Raw genomic sequence first — 14,400 nt, forward strand, 5'->3', positions numbered from 1 at the left:
TGTGAATCCACCCTCCAGCCTTTCAGAGCCTGCCAATGAGTTATCAGGTCTTAGCCCGAAAATGGCGCCCACAAACCTTTGCTGACGTCGTCGGCCAGGAACATGTGCTGACGGCACTGGCGAACGGCTTGTCGTTAGGGCGTATTCATCATGCATATCTTTTTTCCGGTACCCGTGGCGTCGGAAAAACCTCTATCGCCCGTTTGTTGGCGAAGGGACTGAACTGTGAAACCGGCATCACGGCCACGCCTTGTGGTGTATGTGATAACTGCCGTGAAATCGAGCAGGGGCGTTTTGTCGATCTGATTGAGATCGATGCTGCGTCGCGCACCAAAGTCGAAGACACCCGCGATCTACTGGATAACGTCCAGTATGCGCCAGCGCGTGGTCGCTTTAAGGTCTATCTGATCGACGAAGTGCACATGCTGTCGCGCCACAGTTTTAACGCCTTGTTGAAAACGCTCGAAGAGCCGCCCGCGCACGTTAAGTTCCTGCTGGCGACTACCGATCCGCAGAAGCTGCCGGTGACTATCCTGTCACGTTGTCTGCAATTCCACCTGAAGGCGTTGGATGTTGAGCAGATTCGTCATCAGCTTGAGCATATCCTCAAAGAAGAGCATATCGCCCATGAACCACGTGCGCTGCAACTGCTGGCTCGCGCCGCGGACGGCAGCCTGCGTGATGCGCTGAGCCTGACCGATCAGGCGATCGCCAGCGGCGATGGTCAGGTCTCGATCGACGCGGTCAGCACCATGCTCGGCACGCTGGACGACGATCAGGCGCTCTCGCTCGTTGAAGCGGTTGTTGCTGCAGATGGTGAGCGCGTCATGACGCTGGTGAACGACGCCGCCGCGCGCGGTATCGAATGGGAAGCGCTGTTGGTTGAGATGTCGGCTTTGCTGCATCGTATTGCCATGGTTCAGCTTTCGCCTGCCGCGCTCGGCAGTGATATGGCCGCAATTGAGCAGCGTTTACGCGAACTGGCGCGGACCGTGCCTCCGACCGATGTACAGCTTTACTACCAGACGTTGTTAATCGGGCGCAAAGAACTGCCGTATGCGCCGGACAGGCGAATGGGCGTCGAAATGACGCTGCTGCGTGCGCTGGCTTTTCATCCGCGCATGCCGCTCCCGGAGCCTGAAGTACCGCGACAGTCGTTTGCTCCGGCCGCCCCCACCGCGGTGCTGACCCCGACGCAGGTCCCACCGCAACAGTCTGCACCGGTGCATCATGATGTGCCGTTATCTGACGCTACCAGCCAGGTGCTGGCGGCACGTAGTCAGTTGCAGCGCGCTCAGGGAGCGACCAAAGCAAAAAAGAGTGAACCGGCAGCCGCTTCCCGCGCGCGGCCGGTGAATAATGCTGCGCTGGAAAGACTAGCTTCGGTGTCTGAACGTGTTCAGGCGCGCCCTGCGGTCTCTGCGCTGGAAAAAGCGCCGGCGAAAAAAGAAGCCTACCGCTGGAAAGCGACCAATCCGGTTGTAGAAGTCAAAGAAGTCGTCGCCACGCCGAAAGCGCTGAAAAAAGCGCTGGAGCACGAAAAAACGCCAGAGCTGGCCGCTAAGCTTGCGGCTGAAGCCATTGAGCGCGACCCGTGGGCTGCGCAGGTGAGTCAGCTTTCATTGCCCAAACTGGTGGAGCAGGTAGCGCTGAACGCCTGGAAAGAAGAAAATGGCAATGTGGTTTGCCTGCATCTGCGTTCTACGCAGCGCCATCTTAATTCCAGCGGCGCGCAGCAAAAACTGGCTGAAGCACTGAGTTCCTTAACGGGGTCAACGGTTGAATTGACCATCGTTGAAGATGATAATCCAGCGGTGCGTACGCCGCTGGAGTGGCGTCAGGCCATTTATGAAGAGAAGCTCGCGCAGGCGCGTGAGTCGATTATTGCGGATAATAACATCCAGACGCTGCGTCGTTTTTTCGATGCGGAGCTGGACGAAGAGAGTATTCGCCCCATTTGATCGTGAGCCTAATGGTTTGACGGTCGTCATCCCTTAACGTGATTGAGAGAGAAGCCTATGTTTGGTAAAGGCGGTCTGGGTAACCTGATGAAACAGGCCCAGCAGATGCAAGAAAAAATGCAGCAGATGCAGGAAGAAGTCGCCAAGCTGGAAGTGACCGGCGAATCTGGCGCGGGTCTGGTAAAAGTGACCATCAACGGCGCGCACAACTGCCGTCGTGTGGAGATCGATCCAAGCCTGCTGGAAGACGACAAAGAGATGCTGGAAGACCTGGTTGCTGCGGCATTCAACGACGCTGCACGTCGCATTGAAGAGACGCAGAAAGAGAAGATGGCCTCTGTTTCCTCTGGAATGCAGCTGCCGCCTGGCTTTAAGATGCCGTTCTGATGCAAACCAGCCCGCTGTTAACTCAGCTTATGGAAGCACTGCGCTGTCTGCCGGGCGTTGGCCCGAAGTCAGCGCAGCGCATGGCGTTCACGCTACTTCAGCGCGATCGCAGCGGCGGGATGCGTCTGGCACAGGCGTTAACGAAGGCAATGTCGGAAATCGGCCACTGTGCCGATTGCCGCACCTTCACTGAGCAAGACGTCTGCAACATCTGCTCGAACCCGCGTCGCCAGGAAAATGGTCAGATTTGCGTGGTGGAAAGTCCGGCGGACATCTACGCCATTGAGCAAACCGGGCAATTTTCCGGACGTTACTTCGTGCTGATGGGACACCTGTCGCCGCTGGACGGTATTGGCCCTGATGATATCGGGCTGGATCGTCTCGAACAGCGACTGGAGTCTGAGCACATCAACGAACTGATCCTGGCGACCAATCCCACGGTCGAAGGAGAGGCGACCGCCAACTATATTGCTGAGCTTTGCATGCAATATGGCGTTGAAGCCAGCCGTATCGCTCATGGCGTACCGGTAGGCGGCGAGCTGGAAATGGTCGACGGTACGACACTGTCGCACTCTCTGGCAGGACGGCACAAGATTAAATTCTGAACAAACGGAGGCCGCGACGGCGGCTTCCGCTTGAAATCCTACCCGCTTGTCCCCATTTCACCCTCAACGTGTTTTTACCATTAAAAATGGCATTGTTGAGGTAGATCTACATGAAAGGACAAGAAACTCGTGGTTTTCAGTCAGAAGTAAAACAGCTTCTGCACCTGATGATCCATTCTCTGTATTCCAATAAAGAAATCTTCCTGCGTGAGCTTATCTCTAACGCCTCGGATGCGGCAGACAAGCTGCGTTTCCGCGCCCTGTCTAATCCGGACCTGTATGAAGGTGATGGTGAGCTGCGTGTACGTGTTTCCTTCGATAAAGATAAGCGTACGTTGACCATTGCTGATAACGGCGTGGGGATGAACCGTGATGACGTTATCGATCATCTGGGGACCATTGCGAAATCCGGTACCAAATCTTTCCTCGAATCCATGGGCTCCGATCAGGCGAAAGACAGCCAGTTGATCGGCCAGTTCGGGGTAGGCTTCTACTCCGCATTTATTGTGGCGGATAAAGTCACTGTGCGTACCCGCGCTGCGGGCGATAAACCGGAAAACGGCGTGTTCTGGGAATCTGCGGGCGAAGGCGAGTACACCGTTGCCGACATCACCAAAGACGATCGCGGCACCGAAATCACTCTGCACCTGCGCGAAGGCGAAGACGAGTTCCTTGATGACTGGCGCGTGCGTTCCATCATCAGCAAATATTCCGACCATATTGCGCTGCCGGTAGAGATCGAAAAATCCGAAGAGAAAGACGGCGAGACCGTGGTTTCCTGGGAAAAGATCAACAAGGCGCAGGCGCTGTGGACGCGTAACAAGTCAGAAATCAAAGACGACGAGTACAACGAATTCTACAAGCATATCGCGCACGACTTCACCGATCCGCTGACCTGGAGCCACAACCGTGTGGAAGGTAAGCAGGAATACACCAGCCTGCTGTACATCCCGTCCCAGGCTCCGTGGGATATGTGGAACCGCGATCACAAGCATGGTCTGAAACTGTACGTCCAGCGTGTGTTCATCATGGACGACGCCGAGCAGTTCATGCCGAACTACCTGCGCTTTGTCCGCGGTCTGATAGATTCCAACGATCTGCCGCTGAACGTTTCTCGTGAGATCCTGCAGGACAGCACCGTCACCCGTAACCTGCGCAGCGCGCTGACCAAACGCGTATTGCAGATGCTGGAAAAACTGGCGAAAGACGATGCGGAAAAATACCAGACCTTCTGGAAACAGTTCGGCCTGGTGCTGAAAGAAGGCCCGGCTGAAGATCACGCCAACCAGGAAACGATCGCTAAGCTGATGCGCTTCGCGTCTACGCACACTGACTCCTCCGCACAGACCGTGTCGCTGGAAGACTACGTGTCGCGGATGAAAGAAGGGCAGGAGAAAATCTACTACATCACCGCAGACAGCTATGCGGCGGCGAAGAGCAGCCCACACCTCGAACTGCTGCGTAAGAAAGGCATCGAAGTGCTGCTGCTTTCTGACCGCATCGATGAGTGGATGATGAACTACCTGACCGAGTTCGACGGTAAGGCATTCCAGTCTGTTGCCAAAGCTGACGAGTCCATCGACAAGCTGGCGGATGACGTTGATGAATCGGCAAAAGAAGCGGAAAAAGCACTGACGCCGTTCGTTGAGCGCGTGAAAACCCTGCTGGGTGACCGCGTGAAAGAAGTGCGTCTGACCCACCGTCTGACCGACACGCCAGCCATCGTCACCACCGATGCGGATGAAATGAGCACCCAGATGGCGAAACTGTTTGCCGCTGCGGGCCAGGCCGTACCGGAAGTGAAATATATCTTTGAACTGAACCCGGACCACGTGCTGGTAAAACGCACGGCGGATACCCAGGATGAAGCGCAGTTTAAAGAGTGGGTCGAACTGCTGCTGGATCAGGCGCTGTTTGCTGAGCGCGGCACGCTGGAAGATCCGAACCAGTTCATCCGTCGTATGAACCAGCTGCTGGTGTCCTGATACCCGCAATGTGATGCCGGATGGCGCTAACGCTTATCCGGCCTACACTCTCGTCAATCTCATGCCGGATACGCTGTTTACACCGCGATCCGGCATTTTCTCGCCTTATTTTTAATTTTCCCACCGTTAACCGTTTCAGCGCCGGGCGTCTTTCTTGAGCCAATTGCGTGATGGTGGTATCGTTTAGCGCTTTTTAAAAAATATCGACAACCTTTAAGGGGATTTTCGTAATGCGTATCATTCTGCTTGGCGCTCCGGGCGCGGGTAAAGGAACTCAGGCTCAGTTCATCATGGAGAAGTATGGTATTCCGCAAATCTCCACCGGTGATATGCTGCGTGCCGCCGTGAAATCTGGCTCCGAGCTGGGCAAACAAGCGAAAGACATCATGGACGCCGGTAAGCTGGTGACTGATGAGCTGGTGATCGCGCTGGTAAAAGAGCGTATTGCTCAGGAAGACTGCCGCAATGGTTTCCTGCTTGATGGCTTCCCGCGTACTATTCCGCAGGCAGACGCCATGAAAGAAGCGGGCATCAACGTGGACTACGTTCTGGAGTTTGACGTACCTGACGAACTGATCGTTGACCGTATCGTGGGTCGTCGCGTACACGCTGCTTCTGGCCGCGTTTACCACATCAAATTCAACCCGCCTAAGGTTGAAGGTAAAGACGACGTGACTGGCGAAGAGCTGACCACCCGTAAAGACGATCAGGAAGAGACCGTACGTAAGCGCCTGGTGGAATACCATCAGATGACTGCTCCGCTGATCGGCTACTACTCTAAAGAAGCGCAGGCGGGTAACACCAAATACGCGAAAGTTGACGGCACCCAGGCCGTGGCTGACGTGCGCGCAGCGCTGGAAAAAATCCTCGGTTAATTTTTTCGCGTAATAAACCTCTTATCAGGCCTGCCATTATCTTGTAGGCCTGATAAGCGCAGCGCCATCAGGCATATTCTTACTTTACCTCTCACAGCAATTAGTTCTTCTTCCCCGCTTTTCCGCTACAATTATCAACAATTTGAATCGATAAGAGGCGGTAATGCGTCAGACGAAAACCGGTATCCTGCTGGCAAACCTCGGCACTCCCGATGCCCCAACCCCCGAAGCTGTTAAACGTTACCTGCGCCAGTTTTTAAGCGATACCCGCGTAGTTGATACGTCCCGTCTACTGTGGTGGCCGTTGCTGCGTGGTGTGATCCTGCCGTTGCGAGCGCCGCGTGTGGCAAAGCTGTACCAGTCAATCTGGATGGAGGAGGGTTCTCCACTGATGGTTTACAGTCGTGCGCAGCAGCAGGCACTGGCGGAGCGTTTACCCGATACGCCTGTCGCACTGGGAATGAGCTACGGTTCACCTTCGCTGGAAAGTGCGGTTGATGAATTGCTGGCAAGCGGCGTTGACCACATGGTGGTGTTACCGCTGTATCCGCAATACTCCTGTTCGACGGTAGCGGCAGTCTGGGACGAGCTGGCGCGTATCCTGGCGCGTAAGCGCGGTATTCCTGGGGTTTCCTTTATCCGTGATTACGCGGATGACAACAGCTACATCGATGCGCTGGCGAAGAGTGCACGGGATTCATTTGCTCAACACGGTGAACCTGATTTGCTGCTGCTCTCTTACCACGGCATTCCGCAGCGTTACGCCGATGAAGGCGATGACTACCCGCAGCGCTGTCGCGATACGACTCGTGAGCTGGTTTCAGCGCTTGGTCTGCCGCCGGAAAAAGTGATGATGACCTTTCAGTCACGCTTTGGCCGTGAGCCGTGGCTGACGCCATATACTGACGAAACGTTAAAAATGCTGGCGGAGAAAGGAACCGGGCATATCCAGGTGATGTGCCCAGGTTTTGCGGCAGATTGCCTCGAAACGCTGGAAGAGATTGCGGTGCAAAACCGGGAGATTTTCCTCGAGGCTGGCGGTAAGCAATATGAGTATATTCCGGCGCTGAATGCCGCGCCGGAGCATATCGAAATGATGGTGAAACTGACCGAAGCCTACCGCTAAAGCTGTTGCTTAAAGAAACGAGCGCCATCCTGCAGAGCCTTATTGGCGGTTTTCATCATCCGCGAATAATGCAGGAAGGCGTGCAGCATGCCGGGGTACATTTGATACAGGCAGGTCTGCTGATGCGCCTGCAGCGTCTGGAAAAGTAACCGGCTGTCATCAATCAACGGATCGAACTCGGCGCTGGCGATAAAGCAGGGCGGCACATCGTGTGTAAGATCGTTATTAAACAGGCAATAATACGGCGACTCACGATCGTCGGCGCTAGGCAGATAGGCGTTTTCGTACATCTGCAGATCCTCTCGTCCTAAGCCATCCCACGCTCCGCCCATCAGTCGGCGGCTAAGCGAATCCTGCAGACCGTACAGCCCGTACCATAACAGTACGCCAATGACCTTGCCGCAGGGGATCTGTTTATCACGCAACCACAACGCACTGGCGAGCGCCAGCATGGCGCCTGCAGAATCGCCGGCAAAACCAATATATTTCACATTGAGAGAATAGTCGTCGGCGTGGTGATGAAAATACTGGCAGACGGCGACAGTCTCTTCGATGGCCTGCGGGAAGCGCGCTTCTGGCGACAGCGAGTAGTCGATGCCAATTACCGTGCACTGCGTATAGCGCGCCAGCAAGCGCATAATACGGTCGTGGGTATCCAGATTACCGAGAATAAAACCGCCGCCGTGTAAATAATATAGCGTGGCCTGGCTATGGGGCTGCGGTGAATAAATACGTGTGTTAACAGAACCATAGCGGGTGGAAACCGCGCACGCATGAGTACTCATTTGCGGTGCATCAGCATTCCAGAATTGCCGTTCATGTATGTAGTACTTTCGTTGGGCCACGATATCATCGGCAGCGGGCCAGGGTGGTAGGTCATCGCGATGAAAATTCACCACGCTTTTCATTTCATCCGAAATTTTTTCGAGTACGGGGATCTTGTTATCCGGCTTCATAAAACGCTCCTTGTGGACGATGATTTATTGTAGAAACTAAGACCGGATAAACTGCGATCCCGTCGTCCGATATTGAAACTTAGCGCCGCATCGCATGCATATCAGGTAATGTGCTACCATGCATCGCTCAGTTAACCACCCATATAATCGACCATGAAATTTCCCGGTAAACGTAAATCCAAACACTATTTCCCCGTCAGCGCGCGCGATCCGTTGCTGCAACAAATTCAGCCTGAAAATGAGACCAGCGCAGCCTGGGTAGTCGGTATCGACCAGACGCTGGTGGATATTGAAGCCAAAGTGGATGATGATTTTGTAAAACGTTATGGATTAAGCGCCGGGCACTCTCTGGTGATTGAAGATGATGTTGCGGAAGCGCTCTACCAGGAGCTGGTACGCGAAAACCTGATCACCCATCAGTTTGCAGGTGGCACTATCGGTAACACCATGCATAACTACTCCGTGCTGGCTGATGACCGCTCGGTACTGTTGGGTGTGATGTGCAGCAACATCGAAATTGGTAGCTACGCGTATCGCTATTTATGCAACACCTCCAGCCGCACCGATTTGAACTATCTACAGGGTGTAGATGGCCCGATTGGCCGCTGCTTTACGCTGATTGGTGCATCCGGCGAGCGCACATTTGCCATCAGCCCCGGTCACATGAACCAGTTGCGTGCGGAGAGCATCCCTGAATCGGTGATTGCCGGGGCTTCCGCGCTGGTGCTGACCTCCTATCTGGTACGCTGTAAGCCGGGCGAACCGATGCCGGAAGCGACCATGAAGGCGATTGAATTTGCCAAAAAGCACAACGTGCCGGTGGTACTGACATTGGGGACCAAATTCGTTATTGCGGATAACCCTCAGTGGTGGCAGGAATTTCTGAAAGAGAACGTCTCTATTCTGGCGATGAACGAAGAAGAAGCCGAAGCGTTGACCGGTGAAAACGATCCGCTGCTGGCGTCAGATAAAGCGCTGGATTGGGTGGATTTAGTCTTGTGTACTGCCGGACCGGTGGGGCTGTATATGGCTGGCTTTACTGAAGAAGAGGCGAAACGCAAAACTCAGCATCCGTTGCTGCCAGGCGCTATTGCTGAATTCAACCAGTACGAATTCAGCCGCGCAATGCGCCATAAAGATTGTACGAATCCGCTGCGTGTATATTCACATATCGCGCCATATATGGGGGGGCCGGAAAAAATCATGAACACCAACGGTGCCGGCGACGGCGCATTGGCTGCATTGCTGCATGATATTACCGCGAACAGCTATCACCGCGGCAATGTGCCCAACTCCAGCAAGCACAAATATACCTGGCTGACTTATTCATCTTTAGCCCAGGTGTGTAAATATGCCAACCGCGTGAGTTATCAGGTGCTGAACCAGCATTCACCGCGCCTGACGCGCGGTTTGCCGGAACGTGAAGACAGTCTCGAAGAGTCGTACTGGGACCGCTGAGTTCTTGCCCGATAGCGCTGCGCTTATCGGGCTTACACCAGTGTGGGAATACGTAGGCCGGATAAGCGTAAGCGCCATCCGGCACGTAACATTAACTGGCCGTAGCAACGTCACCGGCAGGCGGCGTTTCAATCAGTTCCAGCATAGTGCGGGCGATTTCACGCTCGCCCATGACGACCTGATTAGCCCCACGCTCGGTGATATATTCCACTTCATCGTCATAATGCGCGCGGGCGATAATCTCAATCGACGGGCACTTCTGACGTGCACACGCGACAATCTCACCCGCTTCGTAACCATTTGGAATGGTCAGCAGCAGCCAGCGTGCGCAATCCAGATGCGCCAGATTCATAATTTCTTCGTTAGCCGCGTTACCGAGTACTGCGCGGATCCCACGTTCACGCAGTTCATCCACGCGGGTGCGCGATGTTTCAATAACGACCAGCGGGATACCCGCCGCCATCAGCTTTTCACCTAACAGGCTGCCGACACGACCAAAACCGACCAGCAGTGCATGATTACAAATATCAACCGGGATCTGCTTCTCTTCTTCGATAGCCTCTTCCAGCGTCTGCTCTTCCAGCGTTTCGGTTTTGGCGAGGTATTTCTCTAATACAGCAAACAGTACCGGGTTGAGCATAATGGAGAGAATCGCCCCTGCCAGCACCAGGTTTTGCCCGGCTTGGGGTAACAGGTTCAGCGCCATACCGAGGCCCGCCAGGATAAAGGCAAATTCACCAATCTGCGCCAGGCTGGTAGCAATGGTGAGCGCTGTACGCTGAGAGTGCCCAAACAGGCGTACCAGGAAGTAGGCGGCGACGGATTTACCGAAGATAATAATCGCCAGCGTGCCCAGCACGGCCAGAGGCTGCTGGATCAGGACTAACGGATCGAACAGCATACCGACGGAAACAAAGAACAGTACGGCGAAAGCATCGCGTAGCGGCAGGGTATCGTGCGCCGCACGGTGGCTCAGTTCTGATTCATTCAGCACCATACCGGCAAAGAAGGCGCCCAGTGCAAAGGAGACATCGAACAGCTCTACTGCGCCAAAGGCGATACCTAATGCGAGGGCGAGGACTGACAGGGTAAACAGTTCGCGGGAACCTGTAGCGGCGCTGCGGGCCATAATCCACGGCACCAGCCGGCGACCCACCAGCATCATAATGGCGATAAATGCCACGACCTTGCCGATGGTAATGCCCATATCGACGGCCAGCGAAGTAAAGCCGACGTTTTCTTTTTCCAGCATTCCGGCGACAGCAGGCAGGAGAACCAGCGTCAGCACCATCATCAAATCTTCGACAATCAGCCAGCCAATCGCGATTTGCCCGCGCTGGCTATCAATGAGCTGCCGTTCTTCAAGCGCACGTAACAGCACCACGGTACTGGCGGTTGAAAGACACAGCCCAAAGACGATACCGACCATCAGCGACCAGCCCATCACCGCTGAAAGCGCCATACCCAGCAGCGTCGCCACGGCGATTTGGGCGATAGCGCCGGGAATGGCGATGGACTTTACCGCCATTAAATCCTTCAAGGAGAAGTGCAGCCCCACGCCGAACATCAGCAGGATAACGCCAAGCTCCGCCAGTTCAGGGGCAAGCTTGGTATCAGCAACAAAACCAGGTGTAAATGGACCGGCCAGAACGCCCGCTAACAGATATCCCACCAGAGGAGAAATACGTAGTTTATTGGCAATCATGCCTAATATAAAAGCGAGCACAAGGCCGCCGACAATGGTGGTGATAAGCGGGGTGGCGTGATGCATTCCGTCTCCTTTGGTTGCTGTGTTGATCCTGAAAACCCAAATTCCGAGTAATAGTTTATGACAATTTTAATGTTTATGTTTATGAATAATTATTGAATTTTGATGAAAATAGGATTTTAAGCGTAAAAAAGCACGGATCGGAAAACTACGGGGGGATGTATGAGGCAAAGGCTGATGGTCACTGTAAGTGATGACGGCCAAAGTTTACTTTTGGCCGTCAGAAAATCAGGCTTTATGTCGGTTATCAGGTAAGAATATGGTCAGTATCCCCAGAAGAGGCAGGAAAGCACATATTTTATAGACCAAATCGATACTGGTATGGTCGGCAATCAGCCCTAACACCGCGGCACCCAAGCCGCCCATGCCGAAGGCAAAACCGAAAAATAGCCCAGAAACCATACCGATACGGCCCGGAAGTAGCTCCTGCGCGTAGACCAGAATGGCAGAAAAGGCCGATGCGAGGATAAAACCAATGATCACGGTTAAAATCCCAGTCCATTCAAGGGTTGCATAGGGCAAAATGAGGGTAAACGGCGCTACGCCGAGGATAGAGCCCCAAATAACGTATTTTCTGCCAATCTTATCACCTAATGGCCCACCAATTACCGTCCCGGCCGCAACGGCAAACAGGAAGGCAAACAGGTGGAACTGAGCATTTTGTACCGATAATCCGAATTTTTGCATCAGATAAAAGGTGTAATAGCTACTGATGCTCGCCATATAGAAGTATTTGGAGAAAATCAGCACCAGCAGAATCCCCACCGCCAGTACCACTTTATTTCGTGGTAGCGGATTGACGATGGCGACCTTTGGCTTTCCTTTACTCATCCGATGTTGTGCGGCGTACCAACGGCTAATCTGTGCCAGTACCACAATCGCCAGCAGGGCCGCCAGTACGAACCAGGCCACATTACCCTTACCGTATGGCGCGATGATGACAGCGGCCAGTAGCGGCCCCAGAGAACTACCGAAGTTACCACCGACCTGGAAAATAGATTGAGCCAGCCCATGACGGCCACCGGAGGCCATACGCGCCACGCGAGAGGATTCCGGATGGAATACTGAAGACCCGGTACCGACCAGCGCTGCGGCGAGCAAGACCATATGGAAACTGCCTGCCATCGCCAGTAGCACAAGCCCACTCAGCGTGAAGCACATTCCAATCGGTAGCGACCATGGCATTGGGTATTTGTCCGTCCAGTAGCCGACAACCGGTTGCAGCAGCGAAGAGGCGAGCTGGAAGGTTAGCGTAATCATCCCGATCTGCATAAACGTCAGCGAGAACTCTGACTGCAATAGCGGATAAATCGCCAGGATCAGCGACTGAATCATATCGTTTAGCAAATGGGAGAGGCTGATCGCTCCTAAAATGCCAAATGAGGTGCGTGCTTTAGCAACCGACGCTGACGCGCCAGCCACAGGCTGGGTTGGTTCACTTATTGCCATAGAAAGTCACTTCTGTTTGGGTTGCGATTATGAGGGTAATCTATTTTGTTATTATTACCTGACTAACATACCTGCGGAAGGTGTTTGAAGGAAGTCTCATTTCTGAAAACATTTTCGACTATTATTTCATATCATTGTAATTTCAGTCGTTGATTTTGGCTCAGGGAGAGAAATATGAAGTTTTTAAAACGGGGCGTGGCGCTGGCGTTATTCGCCGCATTTACGCTGGCAGGTCAGCCTGCACAGGCGTACGAAAAAGATAAAACCTACAAAATTACCATTCTGCATACCAACGATCATCACGGTCACTTCTGGCGCAGCGAATACGGAGAATACGGACTGGCGGCGCAAAAAACGCTGGTGGACGGTATTCGTAAAGAGGTGGCAGAGGAAGGGGGCAGCGTACTGTTGCTTTCCGGTGGCGACATTAATACCGGCGTACCGGAGTCCGATCTGCAGGATGCGGAACCTGATTTTCGCGGGATGAACCTGATTGGCTATGACGCGATGGCGGTCGGAAACCACGAGTTTGATAATCCCATGACCGTACTGCGCCAGCAGGAAAAATGGTCCAAATTCCCGTTTCTCTCGGCCAATATCTATCAGAAAAGCACCGGCGAGCGTTTATTTAAACCGTGGGCCATCTTTAAGCGCCAGGATTTAAAAATTGCCGTACTCGGTTTAACCACTGACGATACGGCAAAAATAGGCAACCCCGAGTTCTTCACCGATATTGAATTTCGCCAACCTGCGGAAGAAGCAAAGCTGGTTATCCAGGAACTCAATATGAACGAAAAGCCAGACATCATCATTGCTACCACACATATGGGGCATTATGACAACGGCAATCACGGTTCGAACGCACCGGGTGATGTGGAAATGGCGCGTAGCCTGCCCACCGGGGCGCTGGCGATGATTGTGGGTGGTCACTCACAAGATCCGGTGTGCATGGCATCGGAAAACAAAAAGCAGGTTGATTACGTACCGGGTACGCCATGTGCGCCGGATAAGCAAAACGGTATCTGGATTGTGCAGGCGCATGAGTGGGGTAAATACGTTGGCCGGGCGGACTTTGAATTCCGCAATGGCGAAATGAAAATGGTCAACTACCAACTCATTCCGGTAAACCTGAAGAAAAAAGTGACCTGGGATAACGGTAAAAGTGAGCGCGTACTCTACACCCCGGAAATCGCTGAAAATCAGCAAATGCTGTCGTTACTGACGCCATTCCAGAATAAAGGCAAAGCGCAGTTGGATGTCAAAATTGGCAGTGTAAATGCGCGTCTGGAAGGTGACCGTAGCAAGGTGCGTTTTGTGCAGACCAACATGGGGCATCTGCTGCTCGCTGCGCAAATGGCACGCACCGGCGCTGATTTTGGCGTGATGAGCGGTGGGGGCATTCGTGATTCCATCGAAGGCGGTGATATCACCTATAAGAGTGTGCTGAAGGTACAACCGTTCGGCAACATCGTAGTGTATGCCGATATGAGCGGGAAGGAGGTTATTGACTATCTGACCGCCGTGGCTCAGATGAAGCCAGACTCGGGGGCGTACCCACAGTTTGCCAACGTCAGCTTTGCGGCGAAAGACGGCAAGCTCAACGATTTGAAAATCAAGGGCGAAGCTGTTGACCCGGCTAAAACGTATCGCATGGCAACGCTGAGCTTCAATGCCACCGGCGGCGACGGCTATCCGCGCATTGATAACAAACCAGGCTATGTGAATACCGGGTTTATTGATGCGGAAGTGCTGAAAGAGTACGTGCAGAAAAACTCACCGCTGGATGCCAGTATGTATGAGCCGAAGGGTGAAGTTACCTGGCAGTAACAG

At 53.6% G+C, this 14,400-nt stretch carries 11 protein-coding genes and 1 other annotated feature; of the genes, 8 read left to right on the forward strand and 3 right to left on the reverse strand.

The window, feature by feature from the left end; all coding sequences use genetic code 11:
* Positions 1 to 35: 35 nt before the first annotated feature.
* The 6 genes from dnaX to hemH all read left to right on the forward strand — a co-directional run bounded on the left by dnaX (position 36) and on the right by hemH (position 6,939).
* A complete protein-coding gene (dnaX, locus tag RYZ59_RS04270; RefSeq protein ID WP_318044772.1) occupies positions 36 to 1,961 on the forward strand; it encodes a DNA polymerase III subunit gamma/tau in 1,926 nt (641 codons plus the stop codon).
* Positions 1,294 to 1,358: a sequence feature (DnaX frameshifting element), on the forward strand. Its footprint overlaps the gene before it by 65 nt.
* A gap of 57 nt (positions 1,962 to 2,018) precedes the next feature.
* Positions 2,019 to 2,348: a YbaB/EbfC family nucleoid-associated protein gene (locus tag RYZ59_RS04275; RefSeq protein ID WP_003021764.1), complete on the forward strand. Its 330-nt coding sequence runs from the start codon at positions 2,019 to 2,021 to the stop codon at positions 2,346 to 2,348.
* Positions 2,348 to 2,953: a recombination mediator RecR gene (gene recR / locus RYZ59_RS04280; protein WP_032942553.1), complete on the forward strand. Its 606-nt coding sequence runs from the start codon at positions 2,348 to 2,350 to the stop codon at positions 2,951 to 2,953. Before RYZ59_RS04275 ends, recR begins: the two co-directional genes overlap by 1 nt.
* A 110-nt stretch (positions 2,954 to 3,063) precedes the next feature.
* A complete protein-coding gene (htpG, locus tag RYZ59_RS04285) occupies positions 3,064 to 4,938 on the forward strand; it encodes a molecular chaperone HtpG (protein ID WP_318044769.1) in 1,875 nt (624 codons plus the stop codon).
* 230 nt (positions 4,939 to 5,168) lie between these two features.
* Positions 5,169 to 5,813, forward strand: a complete 645-nt coding sequence (adk, locus tag RYZ59_RS04290; RefSeq protein WP_003021773.1) for an adenylate kinase — start codon at positions 5,169 to 5,171, stop codon at positions 5,811 to 5,813.
* A gap of 163 nt (positions 5,814 to 5,976) precedes the next feature.
* On the forward strand, positions 5,977 to 6,939 hold the full coding sequence (gene hemH, locus RYZ59_RS04295; RefSeq protein ID WP_318044767.1) for a ferrochelatase: 963 nt from the start codon (positions 5,977 to 5,979) through the stop codon (positions 6,937 to 6,939).
* Here hemH and aes read toward each other — a convergent pair.
* Positions 6,936 to 7,895 (reverse strand): acetyl esterase, encoded by a 960-nt coding sequence (aes, locus tag RYZ59_RS04300; RefSeq protein WP_318044765.1) that lies wholly within the window; start codon positions 7,893 to 7,895, stop codon positions 6,936 to 6,938. The genes hemH and aes overlap by 4 nt on opposite strands.
* A gap of 153 nt (positions 7,896 to 8,048) precedes the next feature.
* Here aes and gsk point away from each other — a divergent pair, with 153 nt between their 5' ends.
* Positions 8,049 to 9,353, forward strand: a complete 1,305-nt coding sequence (gene gsk, locus RYZ59_RS04305; protein ID WP_318044763.1) for an inosine/guanosine kinase — start codon at positions 8,049 to 8,051, stop codon at positions 9,351 to 9,353.
* A gap of 91 nt (positions 9,354 to 9,444) precedes the next feature.
* Here gsk and ybaL read toward each other — a convergent pair whose 3' ends face one another.
* Together ybaL and fsr are read right to left on the reverse strand one after the other, a co-directional pair.
* The gene (ybaL, locus tag RYZ59_RS04310; protein ID WP_137384600.1) at positions 9,445 to 11,124 is read right to left on the reverse strand and encodes a YbaL family putative K(+) efflux transporter; all 1,680 of its coding nucleotides are present in this window, start codon (positions 11,122 to 11,124) and stop codon (positions 9,445 to 9,447) included.
* 225 nt (positions 11,125 to 11,349) lie between these two features.
* Positions 11,350 to 12,570: a fosmidomycin MFS transporter gene (gene fsr, locus RYZ59_RS04315; RefSeq protein ID WP_121584311.1), complete on the reverse strand. Its 1,221-nt coding sequence runs from the start codon at positions 12,568 to 12,570 to the stop codon at positions 11,350 to 11,352.
* A 174-nt stretch (positions 12,571 to 12,744) separates the two neighbouring features.
* On the opposite strand from fsr, the gene ushA reads away from it, so the two are divergent.
* On the forward strand, positions 12,745 to 14,397 hold the full coding sequence (gene ushA / locus RYZ59_RS04320) for a bifunctional UDP-sugar hydrolase/5'-nucleotidase UshA (RefSeq protein ID WP_318044760.1): 1,653 nt from the start codon (positions 12,745 to 12,747) through the stop codon (positions 14,395 to 14,397).
* Positions 14,398 to 14,400 lie beyond the last annotated feature (3 nt).

This window comes from Citrobacter sp. HN-141 (assembly GCF_033341895.1).
In the GTDB taxonomy this organism is placed as follows: domain Bacteria; phylum Pseudomonadota; class Gammaproteobacteria; order Enterobacterales; family Enterobacteriaceae; genus Citrobacter.